Source organism: Marinoscillum luteum (assembly GCF_044005705.1).
GTDB lineage: Bacteria > Bacteroidota > Bacteroidia > Cytophagales > Cyclobacteriaceae > Marinoscillum > Marinoscillum luteum.
In genome coordinates, this window is sequence record NZ_JBIPKE010000011.1 from 149,595 (window position 1) to 168,084 (window position 18,490).

The following is an 18,490-nucleotide window of genomic DNA, read 5'->3' on the forward strand; positions in this document are numbered from 1 at the left end:
TTTTCAGAGGGTTTTTTTGTTTATAGGGGTTAGACATAATGTTCTGCCAGGCTCTTACACCCAGAACTTCTTAGAACCTCCGATTAACAAACCTTACCACGGTGTCTCCACCCTAAGTTGTTCATAAGAACCTTAAATCCCCATCAAATTTCTGGAGATGGAATGCGCAAGACCCAAAAGTGCCATGAACTCCATAAAATCCTGATCAGAACTCCCGGAAGGAATAAGTAAATACGGATTGATCCGGTATTTTTTAGAGAGCATAATAGCATAAGGAGTATCCTGCCAGGTGGCCACCGCCCGACCATCGGATAACACCACGGCCCTGAAATACTGTCCACTGTACACGACCAGAAATTGGCGGTCGTTGATCTTCGCCTCAATTAAAAAATCAGTGGGTGTTTCTATTGCTCCATACTTCCGCAGCCTGACCCTGAGCCACTTCAGGTCATCGTTAAAACAGGAGCTCCAAAGTGACGCCAGTGAATCTTCACTTCTTTTGATAACCCGATAACTTCCCAGAGTGTCTCTTTGGTCGATGATCCATCCCAAGGCCCCTTCGTCCAGTAGCAATGTAAATTGTTCGGTGTGCTCGAGGGTACTCCCATCGGCTGTTTTCACCCGTTCCCGGGTTTTCTCATAAGATCCGTTTACAATCAATGGAAGAGCGAGCCGACTTCTTTCTCCCAAGTGGATTTCATTGGGATAGATCCATGCAGACTCAATGAGTGTGCTGGTACTCAGACCGGTCAGAAGCGTCCATACACTCTCGGAAAAGTTCTCTTTTCCCTGGGGCTGCGTGGACAAGAATTGCGAAGGGCTGCCCGATTTAAGTTGAATTTCACTGATACCTTGTCTGCCAAGCTCATAAGTACCTGTCTGCATTTTCACCTTTCCGAAAGGAATAGAGTCCTGTTGCTGGGCTTCCAGTTGCCAAAAACAAGTCAGTAAAATGAATATTGTAAGGCATGGAGCTTTCATAGTCTAAATTTAAACAACCCCCCGTTGGTAAAGAAAAATAATTTTCGAGCTGTAAGTCCCTCCACCCTAGATCAAGGGGGAGACACCTGGAGCGTAGAAACTTAAGACCTTTGTCTCACAGAATTTCTCTCAACCAACTTTGGTGCAATGTCCAAAGTCTCTGACTCGGTTTCATTCAGTAAGTCCAGGAGAGTGGTCACGGCCATGCGGCCCATTTTATTGGTGGAGTGCTCTATGCTTGACAATCTGGGAAAGGTATACTCACACAATGGCCGATTGTCAAAACCCAAAACCGAAACCTCCTGAGGCACCTTCACTCCTATCTCGTTGAAGTGGGCAATCACCTGGGCTCCAATCAAATCATTGTAACAGGCCACTGCGTCGTATGCCCCTTCCTGCCAATGATGGTCGAGAATCTCAGATGCAGTACCATCAGTATCCAAAAAACTTGCTGTGCAATTGGGAAGGTCACTTTCGTCCAAAGCCTTATTGTATCCACTTAGTCTGGCCACGCCATTCTTTAGCGCCTCAGAGAGCCCGATAAACAATAGCTTTCGATGCCCCGACGCTATGAGGTACTTACCTCCAAGGTATCCTCCCTGCTCATCATCGAATGAAATATGAGGAAAAACCTCCTGGTCTATGATTCGATCAAAAATCACCGCGTGCTTACCCAGAGCAGGCAGGCCCTTAAGGAAATTGATATTGTGGGTTTCCTTAGACGGAGCGATCAGAATCCCTTCTACATTACAAGCAATCAAAGACTTTACCAATTGATTTTCCTTCTTTTTGGATTCGTTAGACTGGCAAACCAGCAGATTGTACCCAAGCTCCTCTGAGGCTTCCTGCATACCAGATAGTATGGCAGCAAAGAAATCATCACCAATCTCAGGCACGATGATCCCAATCAGTTTCGTCTTATTGGTTCTGAGTCCTTTGGCCGCAGTATTTACCTGATAATTCAGTTTACGGGCCATGGCCTTCACCTCCTTGACCAACTGAGCATTGCTTTGATTCTTACCATTGAGAATGCGGGATACGGTAGAGGTGGACACATCCAGCGCACTGGCAATATCTTTGATGGTGGCGACACGTTTCATTTTGGGTATTCTGGGCTAAACGGAATTTTATATTCTCAAACTATAAACGTAAATTTAACGCTTACAGTTGACTAACAACAATCACAAAACACGATTCATCATGACTTATCAGCATCCAACCATGTGGGTTTCCATTGATTGTCTGGTGTTTGGCTATGATGTCTCCGAAGAGAACCTGAAGTTACTTTTATTTCAAAGAAAAGTAGAGCCATTTGCTGGACAATGGTCGCTCATTGGTGGATTTGTTAACGAAAACGAAGACCTCCTGGCCGGTGCGCAGCGTGTACTGAAGACATTCACCGGGCTGGACGGTGTATTTCTGGAGCAACTTTCCACCTTTGGCAAGGCCAGTAGGGATCCTGGCGGCAGAGTGGTATCGGTACTATACTGGAGTCTCATCAAACTGGATTCTATCCAAAAGGAAGTGGTCAACAGTCACGGAGCGGGTTGGTTTGATCTGGAGCAACTCCCCGAGCTGGTCATGGATCACCTCGACATGACCCAGCTGGGCATGGAGCAACTACGCCGCAATGCCACAACCACTCCTATCGGGTTTGAGCTGTTGCCTGAGAAGTTTACCCTTCCGCAATTGCTGCGCCTCTATGAGGGTATCTATGGCAAAAGCATCGATGACAGAAACTTCCGCAAAAAGATACTGGCCACGGATGTATTGGTGCGGTTGGATGAAAAGGATAAATCAAGCTCTAAAAAAGGAGCCTATAAGTACATGTTTGATGAGCGTAAGTACCACGAGCTGAAGCAACGCGGGTACCACCTGGACTTCTCCATCAAATAAAGACACAAAAAAAGCCTGGCGTTTCCGTCAGGCTTCTAAATCAGTAAGTACTGTTAAACACTTATTTTTTCGCTAAATCTACTACAGCTTTGAAAGCATCAGGGTGATTCATTGCCAAATCAGCAAGAACCTTTCTGTTGATCTCTACATTGGCAGCTTTCAACTGACCCATGAATTGAGAGTATGACAAATCATATTCTCTCACGGCTGCATTGATTCTCTGAATCCAAAGTGCTCTATATTCTCTTTTCTTTACTTTTCTGTCACGGTAAGCATATTGCATACCTTTTTCGATGGCATTCTTTGCTACCGTCCAGACATTCTTTCTTCTGCCCCAGTACCCTTTGGCTTGCTTCATCGTCTTCTTACGACGAGCTCTGGATGCTACATGATTTACTGATCTCATTTGTTTTTCTTTTTTGACAATTGGCGCCAGTCATTACTGAGCTTGTGAGCCAAATTATCGGGTTAAACTATTGAACCTTGATTAGAGGTTAAGCATGTGCTTAACGTTTCTCTCGTCACTTGGATGAACCAAAGTAGCGTGCGTCAGATTTCTCTTTTGCTTCGTTTCCTTTTTGGTCAAAATGTGACTTTTGAATGCGTGCTTTCTTTTGATTTTACCTGTACCTGTCAGTTTAAATCTCTTTTTAGCACTCGAATTGGTTTTTACCTTCGGCATTTCCTACTATTTATTTCTTACTTACTGATTTCGCTGCAATGATGATAGACATGCGCTTACCTTCCAACTTGGGAAGTAACTCTACCTTGCCATAGTCCTCTACGGCCTGCGCAAATTTCAAAAGAAGGATTTCTCCCCGCTCTTTGAAAACGATTGTTCGACCCACGAAGTGCACATAAGCTTTCACTTTGGCGCCTTCTTTAAGAAACTTGATCGCATGATTCAACTTAAAGTTGAAATCGTGCTCATCCGTATTGGGTCCAAATCTGATCTCTTTTACGACAGTTTTCTGAGCTTTGGCTTTGATCTCCTTTTGCTTCTTCTTCTGCTCATATTTGAACTTTGAATAGTCGATCACCTTACAAACAGGTGGTTCGGCCTTGGGAGAGATCTCCACCAGGTCTAATCCTTGTTGTCTGGCTAATTCCAATGCTTTTTCGATGGGATATACATCCACTTCAACATTGTCACCAACTACCCGCACCTCGCGAGCTCTGATCTTTTCGTTCACTTTATAAGGCTCTTCTACGCGACCCCTATACGGCTTTCTGTATGGTCTACTAATTGTAATCCTCCTTTTTTGGTTCTACCATTGAAAAATAAAACGCAAATATCGTTATTATTTCTCTTTATATAAAATGCTAATTTCCTTTATTTAACAGTTCTTTTACTGTGTTGTTAAAGAAATCTTTAAATTCTTCGATTTTCATACTGCCCTGGTCTCCCTTGCCATGAGCGCGAACAGACACACTTGCGCTCTCTGACTCCTGCTCTCCTACGATGAGCATGTAAGGTATCTTCTTTACTTCGGCATCCCTTATCTTTTTCCCGATTTTCTCATCGCGCTCATCAATATATCCTCTAATATCCTCCTGCTGGAGGAAAGAGTATACCGAATGGGCATAATCGTGATACTTTTCGGAGATCGGCAACACCGCAATCTGCTCAGGTGCCAGCCACACCGGGAAGTCTCCCGCGGTGCTTTCAATCAGGATGGCCACAAAACGCTCCATGGATCCGAATGGTGCCCGGTGAATCATCACCGGCCGATGCTTCTGATTGTCAGTGCCGGTGTATTCCAGCTCAAATCGCTCGGGCAGGTTATAATCCACCTGAATGGTTCCCAACTGCCACTTTCGACCCAAGGCATCCTTGACCATAAAGTCCAGTTTGGGTCCGTAGAACGCAGCTTCACCAAGCTCTACCACGGTCTTAAGTTTCTTCTCTGCCGCTACTTCAGTGATTTCTCGTTCAGCTCTGTCCCAGTTTTCATCACTTCCAATGTACTTATCAGGGTTCTCAGGGTCTCGTAGAGAAATTTGAGCAGTAAAATCTTCAAAGCCTAAGGCACTAAACACATAAAGCACCAGGTCAATGACCTTGGCAAACTCTGCCTTCACCTGATCAGGCCGGCAGAAAATATGCGCATCATCCTGAGTAAAGCCCCTTACTCTGGTGAGTCCGTGAAGCTCTCCGCTTTGCTCATATCTGTAAACGGTACCAAACTCGGCATACCTGACAGGCAATTCCTTATACGATTTCGGACTTGATTTATAGATTTCGCAGTGATGCGGGCAGTTCATGGGTTTCAGCAAGAACTCTTCATCCTCTGCCGGGGTGCGAATAGGCTGGAAGGAATCTTCGCCATATTTGGCATAATGACCAGATGTCACGTACAGTTCCTTACTACCTATGTGGGGAGTCACCACCTGCTCATACCCCGCCTTTACCTGCGCTTTCTTCAGAAAGTTCTCCAGACGCTCACGAAGGACTGCTCCTTTGGGCAACCACAAAGGAAGCCCTTTCCCCACTTTTTCTGAGAAGGTAAAAAGTCCTAACTCCTTGCCAATCTTTCGATGGTCTCGCTTTTTTGCTTCCTCCAGCAGTGCGAGGTATTCGGTTAATTCCTTTTGCTTGGGGAAAGTGATGGCATACAGCCTGGTTAGCTGCTTTCGCTTCTCATCACCACGCCAGTAAGCACCAGCAATACTCAGTACTTTGGCTGCTTTGATAAAACCTGTGTGAGGAATGTGCGGCCCACGACAAAGGTCGGTGAAGTTGCCTTGTTCGTAAAAAGTGATGTTGCCATCTTCCAGGCCCTCAAGCAATTCGAGCTTATATTCATCCCCTTTTTTCTGATAATAATCTACCGCATCCTGCTTGTTGATGTCTTTTCTGACATAGGGATTCTTTTCCCGGGCCAGTTCCAACATTTTGTCTTCAATGGCTTTGAGGTTTTCGGCATCAAATACCTGATTTCCGAAATCTACATCATAGTAAAAGCCATTTTCAATCGGCGGGCCTATACCCAATTTCACGCCGGGATAGAGCGCCTCCAGGGCTTCTGCCATAAGGTGAGCAGATGAGTGCCACATGGTAGACTTCCCTTCGTCATCATTCCAGGTGAGCAGGCTGAGTGTAGCATCTTCGTTAATAGGCCGGGTAGCATCTCTTACTTCGCCATTTACCTTGGCGGCCAACACATTTCTGGCCAGCCCTTCGCTGATGTCCATGGCCACATCCATGGCAGTTACGCCCTTTTCATATTGCCTTTCACTACCATCCGGTAAAGTGATTTTAATTTCACTCATTCTCAGTCTCTTTCTTTGATGAAATATCTAAAATGGGGATTCTCTTCTCTCTTTCCCGCAAACTCCGCAAATATGCAATTTTTCGACCAACATTTCGAGCCATTTCTTCGGCAAGTGAATTGGTAGAATCTTTTTCAAAAACCAGTGATGAAAGGGCATAAGATTGATTCAGATAACCCTGGTTTTCGAAGATCTCGGCTTTGGCCAGTAAAGCCCGCGATGAGCTGTCTTGCTGAATAACCAAATCGAGATAATAAGTGGCCGAATCCCACTGATTGTCCTGCTTGTACCAAATAGCTCGTTGATAGTAGACCTCCAAACTCTTCAAAACCCGCAACCTGGAATGGGCCTGTTCACTCCTACCCAGCTCATAAAGTGTCTTTGCGGCAAGCATCTGTCCCTCAGCATCATCAACATTAATCTGCAGTCGCTCGAGTACCTTACCGGCTTCTTCAAACTGGTTGTGCTCCAAAAGTAATGGCACATAGGCATGAAGTACAGACGGATGATCGCTATCCGCCCTGGAAAGATTGCTAAATGCATACAGTGCTCTGGTGGTATCCTCCATTTTCAGATAGGTGCGTGCGGCAAATGTCAACTTCTCAGGATCTTCCTTGCTCACTTGTATCAAATCCCACAGGTGATTTTGGGCTTCTCTCTCCCGCCCCAGGCCGGACAAGGCAATAACCCTCCATTGTAGGTTATCGCCCGAAAAACCATTCAGCTCTTCCCAATGCGCCACATAATCAAGCATTTTCTCATACAAATGATGTGTTCTGAAATAGTCCTGTCCATAGAGATATACCTCCTGATCCAATCCGGCATTGGAAATAATAAAATTGAGATCATCGTCTGCTTCCTCAGGCCACCTAAGCTTTTGATTGATAAATAAGCGCTTTTTCCGCAGCAATACGTCCTTGGGCTTATCCCTGATTTCCGAGTTGATAGCTTTCAAAGCAGTGAGATAATAATCAGGGCCTACCGAGACCTCTGAGATGGAATATCTCTGATGGTCTGAGCAACCAGCCAAAATGAAAATGCAAATCAGGGCTCGATACATCACTATAGGATGAGTTGGATATTGAATTTCAAACCAAATTTACGAACATCCTGGCGATCGAGATAAGTGAGGCGATGAAAGGCTTCCACAGAGAAGACCTTAAAGATATTTTCCACACCATAACCCAGCTCCACATAGGGTCTGTTGTCCATCTGATGGAATGGCAACACTTCTACCCCATCCACCATCTTATTTTTGGTCATGGCAAGGTTGCGATCGCTAATGTCACCATAAAGCATATTGGCACTACCAATTAGGCGCCATTTCAATTTCTTCATCAGGGGAATGGTATTGAGAATAAACCCTTCAAAGGAGTGTCGGTACCTGAATTCAATGTACTTATCTGTGCTAAACTCAAAGTAGTCCATTAGATTGTATGCAAAATCCACATAAAAAAAGGTCTCATTACCAATGGTATTGTACAGCAAAGTGTATGGTAAATCTCCGACTATATATCCACCGGTAAGTTTAATTTTGGACACTCCCAGGATGCCCATTTTCTGATCCTTCTCTGCCGAGAGTTTCATTTTGTGATAGTTGAAGTCGCTACCCAACACTCCCTTGAAACCATAGGTATAATCCAGGTTGAATGCTGGCCACCGGACGGTCCCCAGACTGAGTCTTTCATTGTCATTGATCACAAAAAGCTCATCCTTGGCATATCGCATCGATACGGAAGCCTCGCTCACTTTGTACATGCTTGAGGTCTCAGTGTCTCCGGGGCTACGATAGTACTGAAAATCAAAGAACGGATCGAAGGATTCGTGTTTCATTGCAAACGTCGCTCCAAACCCCGCGCTGAGCTGCCTGAAGAGACTCAATCTGTACTTATTAATCAAAAAGGGCTGAGTAAGGGTGCCAAATCTGCTAAGGGAATAAAAGAGGCTATTAGGCTCAATCTGCTCATTGAGCAACCAGACCTGCTCAACTTCCCGCTGCTGTTCGTATTTGATGTTGGTCCACGGTTGCCTGTCTAATATCCTGTCCGCGTAAAATCGATATTTGATGCGTTCATCATCAAACCCATACCCTACATGACCACCAAAGGTCCACTTCCGACTCAGATCTATGGTAGTACGACCCCCGAAACCTACCCGTACACCTTCAATATTATTATTCCCCAAAAAAGTAGAATAAGGTCCAACATCCATCGCACCAACCTTATAATACCCGTTCACAGCAAATTTGGCCAGATCCATATAGGTTTTGACAACCGGTATTCGTTTCATTGAATCGATCATACTGAATACATTGATCTCAGTAGGTGACAGTGAATCGTGCCGGTTTTCAGCCCAATATTGCTCATCATAATCGCGAACGGTTTCCTCCATCACCACGGGATTCAGATAGAAACTATTGGGCTTAGGCTGATTAACAATGTGATCCTTAGTGGAGACATAAAATTTGGCGAGCATACCCGCCGTTTCCTTTGTGACCTGAGATACATCCACTACCACCCGTGTTTTTTCCGGCAACCAGGGACCGGCTGATGTCTTGATGAGATCCTGTTGAATCTTAATTTTCTCAATATAATTCAGATTGGCTGCCTTAGGTACGGACGCATCAATTCGTTTGAGGGCATACTCCTCTTTGGTAATCCACATCGTACCCGTAAAAGCCAAATCCTGCTCTCTCTTGGGATAAAAATCAATCCGATAGCAAAATTGGTCATTGATGTAGGCACTGTCTTCCAGATACACCTCATAATAGAGTCTCCATCCGTCAGTGATCGGAGAAACAAACTCTTTGGTGACAATATTGAGCCAGTTCTGGTAAAAGTTGTATTCCTGAAATGTGGAACCAATGACCTGAGAGGTAAGTGTGCCATCAGTGATCCCTACCCCACTTACTTTGGTTTTGATGATGTTCTCGTGCTTAAACTTGGGGTCCCTTTTGTAGTAGAAATCAGAAATCGCCTCTGAGATAAACACGGGCAAAATAGGCATCCCATCTTCACCGGCAATCTGCTCAATGCTATCCAATACGTTGGTGATTTTCTTAACAATCTTCCTGTTCCTAAACCGGTCTGAGATATTATCTACATCAAATTCAACCTTGGTATAGCTTTCATACTGGTAGGCACTCAAGCTCCGCTTGTCATTCAGGTCTTTATTGCGAATGATATTGCGCATGATCGGCCAGGCCGGATTCTCACCGGCATATACCACCACTTCGCCCAGAGTCTTCACATCCTCATCCATTTGGAAGTTGATGATTTGGTCGCGCCCTCTCTCGAGGGGTTTGGCCCGCATAATAAAACCAATATACCGCACCTCTATTGAATCTACTTTTTGATTGGTCTTGGCAATGAAATTGCCTTCAAAATCGGTGATGGTACCATCTTGTGTTCCTGTGAAAATCACATTAGCAAAAGGTATAGGCGTACCTGTAGCAGATTCAATCACTTTGCCCGAGACCGTGGTGGTCTGTGCAAACGCAACGAGGGAAAACAAGGAAAAGACAGTAAAAAGAAACTTCTTCAAGGATAGTCGAGAGCTAGAGCTGAAACCAACGCAAATCAAGTCTATTATTACGAAGGAGGAAAAAATGAGATGTTGTTTATCTGATATTTTTCTTAATCTCATTTACATCATGCTGAAGGTTCAGCACCATGCCCGCTATTTTGTCAATAGAAAGTTCATTTGCGGCCTCAGGATCAGGAAACTGTATACTTATATACGCCTTGGCTTCCCATATCTCCATTACTTCCTTTGGATCAACCTCATATGCTGAATAGGACTTGTTGTCAGAAACCAGGTAAAGGGTACCCTTCTCCTCAATATAGTTGAACACGCGTTTATAAACTACGCCCTCACGGTCAGTCACCAGCACATAGGTTTTACCGTTTTTGATCTCTGTAATGCTTTCAAGGTACCTACCAATGACAATGGATCCGGATGTAATGGGCAACATAGAATCTCCAGAAATCTCAAAGGCCCTGTAAGTTGCATTCTTGGGCAGCATTGGAAGGTTGAATTTGGGAAGCTCTGAGATGTATTCAGGATCGGAATATCCATTCATATAGCCGGCAGCTGCCTTTTGGGGTACTAATTCAATATTTTCATTATCCTCCTTGTCCACCGTGATTGACAATATTCTCACCTTATCCCGAGGTGAACTCCCCTTTCCTGTGGTCAGGTCGGTGGCGATCAAATCGTCAGTGCTCACATTGAGTACCTCGGCGATGCTCATCAATGTCTGAAGCCTGGGCTCGGCCCTGGCTTCTTCATAGGCACCCACTACCGACCGCTTAATGCCCACCTGATTGGCAAACTGCTCCTGGGTGTATCCGGCTTGCTTTCTAAGAAATTTGATGTTTTCAGCGATAATACTCACAACTCTGCTCGATTAATGATATAGCGTAACATTTTATCCATGTGGGGATCAGCTATCGAAAATAATGAAATTCATATCATCCCGCCCTGACTTGCCAATAGAATACAAATGTAAATGATGAAACTCTTTGGTCTGTCGGATGGTATGAAGTTTTTCCTTAATGGTAACCACCACATCCCGAAGGGTCTTATTCGCATCCACCAATACATAGCCGTACATGTCTTTACGCTCCCGAATGGTCGCATAAAATTTCACCTGGCACTTACCCGATTTTAACTTTTTGGAATTGAGTTTAAGCGCATACTCGTCATCAAATGACACATCCGCTGCCACGGTCAGCAGATCCTTCACTCTAAATATATTAGCATTCTTATTCATAGCTTCCACATTATGGAAGTAAATAAGATCATTATTTTAGTAAAATGCAAATAATGATGGTAAAAATACTAATAAAATGAGATATTAAAGGTTCTGCCTATTGGCCTCCTATCCTAAAGTAGACACTCATGCCGAGATTGGACGTATTCAGCCCCAAGTCGAAGTAATCTGCCTTGAAATCATAAGAAATACCTCCACTGCGAAGAATAACCACTGTGCTTCTGTGAACCCGATAACCCAAACCCGGGCTTATACCGGGTGCCACTCTTTCCTGATCTCCAAAACTCAAATCAACGTAGCCATTCAAAAGCCAGAAGAAGCTTCCTTCTATCGGGAATATCCTGGTGTAGTTGGGATGAAAAACAGCGTACGAAACATCAGGTATAGAACGTGAAATATATCCGATGGAGAGTCCGAGTAAATCCCGATCCCCAATGGCATACCTATACTCAGGCAACAGGACAAACGCACCAGATCCGTCATTATCACTAATGTTCACGGTACCTCCCAAAAAGTGTTCACCTTTAGATATTTGGGCCTTGGCCAATCCAAACATGGACAAACAAACGACGAGTAACGAAATCTTCTTCATAGGGTATATTTTTCTTCTAAATTAAATATTTCATTCAACCTAACGCAAAAACATTACCCCTATTTTTAACTGAATACTAAATAACGTATTCAAAACGATCCATCAACCCACGTACTTCAGCATTCGTGGTGATTTCCACAACCCTTTTCTGATGGGAATGATCCTTCCACTTCTCCAAACCCAGGCTATGAACCTCCTGTACCCCATCAAACCAGGCCCTGTTATCTCTGACTGTGGCATGGTCATACCACCTCAACAATTCCTCACTCATCGGCTCCTCTATAAAATCACAAACCTTCCTCATTTGACCTAAATAGTCCGTCACCAAATCCTCATACTTAAGCGTAAACACCTGATGATGATCATGCATGGCCACCCCTGCCGAAACATCGGTGATGTACCGATCAATTGGAATCCAGTACTCATCGGGTTTTTCGGGATGAATGGAAGTGCAGACCGCACGAGGATCACGTACTATATGGATAAACCGGGCATCCGGCCCAAAGTATTCCAGCAGTTCAGGTATAAACCGCACATTGGCCGGACGCTTCTCACACCAGCGGTGACATTGTTGCGGGATTCTTTTGGTCAGAATGGCCCTGTAAAGTCGATCAATGCGTGTGGGAACCAGCCCTGCACTCCCTTGATGCCATTCTGTAAAAGCATCTAATTCTTTAGCAAAAGCAAAAATACCTGGATGCGCAGAGAGCATGGAAAGTAGCAGACTGGTACCGGACCGACCACAGCCACCAATAAGTATCGGAGCTCTGGTGAAGTGATTGCGTTCCCTGATTCGTCCGAGCCGATTGATCACCGGGCTGGTAATATTGGCTTTCCACCATGTATTCATTGGCAGAGACTAGTTTCCAACATAGAATATGGCATTGGTAAACAGCAACTTCCCGTTTTGCCAAAAAGACCTGAATAATGGATTGTCGGCCATATAGATCATGTGTCCTGCACCGATAGACTCTACCCCAAACACCAATGAGCTTCCCACCCTGCTCCTGACCAATTGACCAGCAAAACCGCTCAAATGATCTTCCGGAGACTTGATGACTCCTACATTGCCTGAGGATAAATAGCCGTACCGGGAGGCTGAGGTTTTCAGTGAAAAATATGAATCACCATACCCAAAAGCCAAAGGGTGGGTTTTATCCAGATGGACCTTAAATACAGCACCCGCCACATACTCCCGGATATCATAGCGCTCTCTGTCTGCATGCGGCACTAGTTTCAGTTCTTCTTTTACTAAATCATCCTTATCCTCAAATGCCCCTTTCTCGGCTTCTGAATTGAAGGCACTCAAACCGCTGTAATCACTGTCTGCTAACTTATTCAGTGCGCCCTGCACGGCAATCAACGTACCTCCATCAGCCACCCAGTCACTTATTTTCTTCATAGTATTAGCTCCAAAATCGCTGTACCAACCATTTTGCATGATGAGCACATCATATTGGCTCAAATCCACTCGATCGAAATATTCAGTAGAAAGTGTGGTAACGGGATACCCCAGCTCCTGCTCGAAAAAATGCCAGGTAGCGCCGAAATCAAGTGAAGACGTCCCAGGCCCACCGATCAGAGCCACTTCTGGTGCCCGGAGAAACCGAACATCAGCAGACCCTATATCTGGTCCTGCAGACACAAACCCTGAAGCAATCGGAGTAGCCTGGCGTCCGTACTGAGTGCTCAGGTTGCTCACGAAATTGGTAAAATCACGAATTTTTGCATTGTCGCGTTGGGTAACCAGAAAAGAACCCTGATTAAAGACTTTGTCCTCCAGCTGGATGGGTTGAGTAGTGAAACGCACCTGCACCTTCTCCTTCAGCATGGCTGTCAGCAATCGGGCATCCTGCATATTCTCCCATTTGAAAATATATCCGTAAGCCGGAGAAAGCTGTGTGAGCTCTGAAGATGTGGTCTTGCTGGCACCCACCGAAAGCACCGCACTCGTGGCATAGGCCTCCACCCCATAAGCGTAAGGCACTGCCCAGGCTGTAATGTCATAGGTAAGTGAATCGGAGAGTTTAGTTTTCGGCTCGAACAAGACAGAGGTAAGAACCGACTTGGGCTGATCCGTAGAGATCACGATATCCTCAGATACGATAGAAAAGCTCTTTGTTTTCCCAGAACCATAATGATAGCCACTGAGTGGTTTAGAAACACTGGCAGCCCCATAGCGGATCCCCTGCATGTCTAACCATCGCTTGAGGGCATCAAACTTTCCCTGGTTACCGTCATACTTCAGGACATAACTCTTATAATCTGAAGGGCCTTTTTGTTTGAAGAACTTCGTGAACTCACTGAGTACCTTTTCATTATTCTGGGAGGTAATCTCTATAGTAGACAATCCCGTGGTATAATGATGAGCTATGCGGTCTTTCAGTGTGAGTGTATCTCCCTCTTCTTTGATCACACCAAGGCCGGCTCTCCCAGAGCCACCCTGCTCGTAGGTCATCCCAATGGCACCGTTGTAAATCGGATAGGTATCTCCATAGCTCGGGTAGAGCAAATCAAAATACTGCTTGGTGAAGTAGAACCAGTTGTTGGCATCAAAATACTTTGAGTGATTTTTACCGATCTGCGTCTGAAAATCACGCTGCCAGTCGGTAATCAGCTCATGAAAGGGCTCTGCCGCGGGAGCAAAATAATAGGGCTCATTGATTCCCTGCTCATGAAAATCCACATGAATCTGGGGAAGCCACTGATTATAGACGGCCATTCGCTGCTGACTTTCCACCTGAGTCTGCCAGGCCCAATCCCGGTTCAGGTCAAACAGGTAATGATTGGCTCTACCCCCGGGCCATGACTCATGATGCTCCCAGGAGTCCGGGTTGGCATTGTAGGGCTGATTGGCGTATTGCCAGTAAAAATTCACATAGCGTTCCCTCCCATCAGGGTTCACGCACGGGTCCATGACGATGAGCGTATTTTCGAGCCATTCAGCCTTGTCAGAGTCACTTCTCACCAATTCATACAAGGTAGTCAGGGCCGCTTCTGTTGATACTGATTCATTTCCATGCACATTGTAACTGAGCCAAACCACGCTGATGGACAACTCAGGAGAGCCACTCACTAATCCTGCACGTTTGAGGTTATCCGTGCGAATGGTTTCCAGCTTGTCCAGGTTTTCTTTGGTGGACACAAAGGCCAGATATAGAGGACGCTTTTCATAAGACTCGCCATACTGCTGAAGCACTACCTGAGGTGAAACCTCGGCTACATGCTGAAAGTAGTCCACCACCTGATGATGACGACTAAACTGCTCACCCGGCTCATAGCCCAAAAAGCTGGCAGGAGATTTCAACTGACTATGGCCGCCAAGCATATTACCTAAAGCCAAAAGTGCTACTATATATTTTTTCATTGGGTCATTTCATTGAATACTGAATGCTGCTAAAATAACTCAAATCAACCGACTAACATGACATACTTATATAGACGGTTGGCCGGACAAATAACCAAAGGGAACAACATCCCGAAATAAGTGGGCTTCAAAAAAAAATGTTAAATAAAGCCCGTAAGTGTAACTTTTTAAACCCCGGAATTTCGGGCAAGTGTTCAGAAATGTGAACATCTAGATCCGATCATGAACACCTAATGAAACTCAAAATATTTTTAAATAGCTATTTATCAAGTAGTTATCAATTTGGCACAGAATTGATATCCTGAGATTTCAATTATTTAATTCTCAACTATAAAAACAACAGGTATGAAATCGATTCAAAGAATGATGGGAGTAGCAGCACTGATAATGATTTTCACGTACAGCACTCAGGCCACTCCTGATGACAGTAATGCAGTAAAAAAAGCGAAGGACGCTGTGGAAGGTGCAGCTCCTTATGACTGGAAGACTATGGCTCAGAGTGCCAAGGTGTGTTTTAGAAAACAGGAAAATGTGGAGCAGGCCCTGGAGTGGATCAATAAATCCATAGAAATCAACAAAGACCCCTTTAATCTGGAAATAAAAGCCGACTACTATCGCGACAAAGGTGAGAAAGACGAGGCCTTAAAACTATATTCTGAAGCCTTGAAGGTTGGTAAAGAACAAAACTTCTGGTTTGATGGCACCGACATTCAGGCGAAGATCTGGAAACTCCGAGAGTAATACTTACTTCTAAATGGAAAGGGCCTCAATATTGAGGCCCTTTTTTTTAGATCAATCTTTTTTCAGCTTATCAGCAAAGACCTCCTTGAATTTCTTCACCTTGGGAGCCACCACAAATTGGCAATATGGCTGGCTACCGTTCTCGTTGAAATAATCCTGATGGTAATTTTCAGCCGGGTAAAACACTTCAAACGGCGTAATTTCAGTTACAATCGGGTCACCCCATGCTCCCGATTCATCCAGCGCCTTTTTCAATCGCTCGGCCACCACCTGCTGTGCCGGATCATGGTAAAATATAGCTGATCTGTACTGAGTACCTACGTCATTTCCTTGTCTGTTGAGTGTAGTTGGGTCATGCGTCTTCCAAAACACTTCCAAAATTTCCTCCAAACTGATCACTGCCGGATCAAAGGTCACCTGTACTACTTCCGCATGGCCGGTCCTGCCTGTAGTCACTTCCTTATAGAAGGGATCTTTGGTCTTCCCTCCGGAATAACCAGACACTGCAGACTCCACCCCATTAAGACGCTGAAAAACAGCCTCTGTACACCAAAAACACCCTGAACCTAACGTTATTTTTTCCATTGTTTATTTGAGAAAATTTGGCAAGAATAACCTCCCGATCACTCAAAAGGTTCACGAAATAAACAACATTTTATCTCGTTCACAAATACCTCCTTAAACTCAACCTATACTTGCTCCTTTCAAAGGATCTGTATTCCTCAGCCCCCGGTTTCAAGATTGTATTTTAATAGCATCGATTGCCCTGTGGATATCTAATACTTCATTTTGGCTAATATTAACATTACCCAACGTTTATGAATGTCTGACAACTTTTTGTGATATGATAAACTTTAAGGGCGCCAGGGAGTTGGTCTGAGGTATGAAATCAATTCGGCAGAGCAACTAGAAATTTACATGAAACATGCCGATACCGGACTGATGGTTTTTACATCTACATGAATTAAGTCTATTGAAAGCACATAAAAAAGACCTTACCACCGGATCTATTCCTAAGAAATTAATTGGCCTCACTCTGCCCATGATGATGGGAATCCTGAGCATGGTGGCTTTCAATCTCGTGGATACTTATTTTGTAGGAAAGCTTGGGAGCCTGCAGTTGGCAGCACTCAGCTTTACTTTTCCGGTAATCCTGGTGATCTTCAGCATTATCCAGGGCCTGGGCATCGGAGCCACGGCATTGATCTCCAGATCCATCGGCAGGAATGATCGACAAAAAGCCGCCCGCGAAACGACTGATAGCCTGGTGCTTTCGGTATTAATAGCCGGAGTGTTTATTGTCATCGGGCTATTCACCATTAACCCTACCTTCAGGCTGCTGGGAGCCAGTGACGAGATCCTGCCATATGTGATCGAATATATGTCTATCTGGTACCTGGCATTATTCTTCGTGATTATCCCGTTTGTGGGTAACAGTGCTCTCCGTGCGACTGGTGATACCCGAACACCCAGTTTGATCATGATTTTTGCGGTACTAGTCAATGCGATCCTCGATCCTCTTCTGATCTTCGGTTATGGTCCCTTCCCGGAGCTGGGGATGAAAGGCGCCGCTATAGCCACCGCCATCTCCCGAGCCATGACCATGGTACTCTCACTTTGGGTGCTGGCCAGGAGAGAAAAGCTGATCGTCAAAACTATCCCTGCATGGAAGACGCTGCTTGGATGTTGGAAGGCCATCCTCCACATCGGTATCCCTTCAGGCCTGAGTAAAATGATTGTACCCATCACTACAGGTGTGATTACCGCGCTTCTCGCTGGCTATGGGGACTTTATGGTTGCCGGCTATGGAGTCGCCACCAGGATAGAGTTCCTCTCGATGAGCATCCTTTTTGCCCTTTCGGCCTCCATAGGTCCATTTACCGGACAAAACTTTGGTGCTTACCATTTTGACAGAATACGTATTGGTGTTTTTTATGCCAATGTATTTAGCGTGACCTGGGGCTTGGGCATGGCGCTGATCCTGTACCTGCTGAATGATCCTATTGCCAGCATCTTCACCGACAACCCTGAAGTGATCCGATCCACCAAAATGTACCTGACCATCGTATCATTTTCCTTCGGGTTTCAGGGGATTGTGCAGGTGGTGAACAGTAATATCAATACCCTCAGCAAACCTCTGGCAGCATCGCTGATCGTATTTGTGCAAATGCTTGTTATATGCATTCCATTGCTTTATTTGTTGGAATATTCCTTTGGAGTTGCTGGCATATATTCTGCCGTAGCCATCACCTATGTTACAGGCGGCCTTATTTCCGCGTTTTTCAACCGAAGAATTGTGGCCCAGATGCAGTCGGACTATGCCCAACATAATGCGGCACCATAGATCGGAAAACGTTTTGGTAATCCATCTAAAATCGTAAATTTACCAAGAAGCACTAGACGCCACCTTATGAAGATTTTAGCACCACTAGCCGAAAACGGAAGAATTAATCCTGATGCGAGCATTAGAGACAGCCAATCTGTCATTATCAATGCGCCGATTCAAAAGGTATGGGAGGTGCTGATCGATATGTCCCGCTGGCCAGAGTGGAATGGAGACATCAAATCAGTAAAAGTGGATGAGGTAAAAGACGGAGCTGAATTTCGCTGGACCCTTAATGGCTCCACCCTAACCTCCACCATTCGAAAAGTGCAGGCTCCTGAGCTCCTGAGCTGGACTGGTTCTACCAAAGGCATCAAAGCCATCCAGGTGTGGCGATTGGAAGATTCAGGAGATAATCAAACCATTGTATCTACCGAAGAATCGCTCCAGGGCTTTCTCACCCTCTTTTTCAGCCATCAGAAGTTGCACACCACGCTGCTCAAGTGGCTGGAGCGACTCAAGCAACGTGCTGAACAATAATAT

General features: G+C 45.0%; 18 protein-coding genes. 4 read left to right on the forward strand and 14 right to left on the reverse strand.

The features are described from left to right. Window positions 1–132: 132 nt before the first annotated feature. Window positions 133–981, reverse strand: coding sequence for a hypothetical protein (locus tag ACHKAR_RS02825; protein ID WP_395416085.1), 849 nt, complete (start codon window positions 979–981; stop codon window positions 133–135). 101 nt (window positions 982–1,082) lie between these two features. After that, on the reverse strand, window positions 1,083–2,081 hold the full coding sequence (locus ACHKAR_RS02830) for a LacI family DNA-binding transcriptional regulator (RefSeq protein ID WP_395416086.1): 999 nt from the start codon (window positions 2,079–2,081) through the stop codon (window positions 1,083–1,085). Window positions 2,082–2,181: 100 nt separating this feature from the next. Here ACHKAR_RS02830 and ACHKAR_RS02835 point away from each other — a divergent pair, with 100 nt between their 5' ends. Continuing rightward, on the forward strand, window positions 2,182–2,877 hold the full coding sequence (locus ACHKAR_RS02835; protein WP_395416087.1) for an NUDIX hydrolase: 696 nt from the start codon (window positions 2,182–2,184) through the stop codon (window positions 2,875–2,877). A 61-nt stretch (window positions 2,878–2,938) separates the two neighbouring features. Here ACHKAR_RS02835 and rplT read toward each other — a convergent pair whose 3' ends face one another. The 11 genes from rplT to ACHKAR_RS02890 form a co-directional block, all read right to left on the reverse strand. Beyond that, on the reverse strand, window positions 2,939–3,283 hold the full coding sequence (gene rplT, locus ACHKAR_RS02840) for a 50S ribosomal protein L20 (RefSeq protein ID WP_159580079.1): 345 nt from the start codon (window positions 3,281–3,283) through the stop codon (window positions 2,939–2,941). Window positions 3,284–3,364: 81 nt separating this feature from the next. Then, on the reverse strand, window positions 3,365–3,559 hold the full coding sequence (gene rpmI, locus ACHKAR_RS02845; protein WP_159580081.1) for a 50S ribosomal protein L35: 195 nt from the start codon (window positions 3,557–3,559) through the stop codon (window positions 3,365–3,367). 10 nt (window positions 3,560–3,569) lie between these two features. Next, window positions 3,570–4,070 carry a translation initiation factor IF-3 gene (gene infC, locus ACHKAR_RS02850; RefSeq protein ID WP_159580083.1) on the reverse strand — a complete coding sequence of 167 codons (501 nt, stop codon included), beginning with the start codon at window positions 4,068–4,070 and terminating at the stop codon, window positions 3,570–3,572. Between the two features lie 130 nt (window positions 4,071–4,200). Then, window positions 4,201–6,150 carry a threonine--tRNA ligase gene (gene thrS / locus ACHKAR_RS02855; protein ID WP_395416088.1) on the reverse strand — a complete coding sequence of 650 codons (1,950 nt, stop codon included), beginning with the start codon at window positions 6,148–6,150 and terminating at the stop codon, window positions 4,201–4,203. Then, entirely contained in the window at window positions 6,143–7,210 is a 1,068-nt protein-coding gene (locus tag ACHKAR_RS02860) for a tetratricopeptide repeat protein (RefSeq protein ID WP_395416089.1), read from the reverse strand. Before ACHKAR_RS02860 ends, thrS begins: the two co-directional genes overlap by 8 nt. Before the next feature lie 2 nt (window positions 7,211–7,212). Then, on the reverse strand, window positions 7,213–9,693 hold the full coding sequence (locus ACHKAR_RS02865) for a DUF5686 and carboxypeptidase-like regulatory domain-containing protein (RefSeq protein ID WP_395416090.1): 2,481 nt from the start codon (window positions 9,691–9,693) through the stop codon (window positions 7,213–7,215). A 76-nt stretch (window positions 9,694–9,769) separates the two neighbouring features. Further along, entirely contained in the window at window positions 9,770–10,546 is a 777-nt protein-coding gene (locus tag ACHKAR_RS02870) for an XRE family transcriptional regulator (protein ID WP_395416091.1), read from the reverse strand. A 48-nt stretch (window positions 10,547–10,594) separates the two neighbouring features. Continuing rightward, window positions 10,595–10,924 (reverse strand): hypothetical protein, encoded by a 330-nt coding sequence (locus ACHKAR_RS02875; protein ID WP_395416092.1) that lies wholly within the window; start codon window positions 10,922–10,924, stop codon window positions 10,595–10,597. Window positions 10,925–11,021: 97 nt separating this feature from the next. After that, window positions 11,022–11,516: a hypothetical protein gene (locus ACHKAR_RS02880; RefSeq protein WP_395416093.1), complete on the reverse strand. Its 495-nt coding sequence runs from the start codon at window positions 11,514–11,516 to the stop codon at window positions 11,022–11,024. A gap of 76 nt (window positions 11,517–11,592) precedes the next feature. Beyond that, window positions 11,593–12,366: a sulfotransferase family protein gene (locus ACHKAR_RS02885; protein ID WP_395416094.1), complete on the reverse strand. Its 774-nt coding sequence runs from the start codon at window positions 12,364–12,366 to the stop codon at window positions 11,593–11,595. Window positions 12,367–12,375: 9 nt separating this feature from the next. Next, a complete protein-coding gene (locus tag ACHKAR_RS02890) occupies window positions 12,376–14,883 on the reverse strand; it encodes a M14 family metallopeptidase (protein ID WP_395416095.1) in 2,508 nt (835 codons plus the stop codon). Between the two features lie 345 nt (window positions 14,884–15,228). On the opposite strand from ACHKAR_RS02890, the gene ACHKAR_RS02895 reads away from it, so the two are divergent. Beyond that, window positions 15,229–15,624 carry a hypothetical protein gene (locus ACHKAR_RS02895; RefSeq protein ID WP_395416096.1) on the forward strand — a complete coding sequence of 132 codons (396 nt, stop codon included), beginning with the start codon at window positions 15,229–15,231 and terminating at the stop codon, window positions 15,622–15,624. A 51-nt stretch (window positions 15,625–15,675) separates the two neighbouring features. Here ACHKAR_RS02895 and msrA read toward each other — a convergent pair whose 3' ends face one another. Then, the gene (gene msrA / locus ACHKAR_RS02900) at window positions 15,676–16,209 is read right to left on the reverse strand and encodes a peptide-methionine (S)-S-oxide reductase MsrA (protein ID WP_395416097.1); all 534 of its coding nucleotides are present in this window, start codon (window positions 16,207–16,209) and stop codon (window positions 15,676–15,678) included. A gap of 388 nt (window positions 16,210–16,597) precedes the next feature. Between msrA and ACHKAR_RS02905 the strand changes: the two genes are divergently transcribed. Both ACHKAR_RS02905 and ACHKAR_RS02910 read left to right on the forward strand, forming a co-directional pair. Further along, a complete protein-coding gene (locus ACHKAR_RS02905; RefSeq protein WP_395416098.1) occupies window positions 16,598–17,968 on the forward strand; it encodes an MATE family efflux transporter in 1,371 nt (456 codons plus the stop codon). A gap of 66 nt (window positions 17,969–18,034) precedes the next feature. Further along, window positions 18,035–18,487 (forward strand): SRPBCC family protein, encoded by a 453-nt coding sequence (locus ACHKAR_RS02910; RefSeq protein ID WP_395416099.1) that lies wholly within the window; start codon window positions 18,035–18,037, stop codon window positions 18,485–18,487. Window positions 18,488–18,490 lie beyond the last annotated feature (3 nt).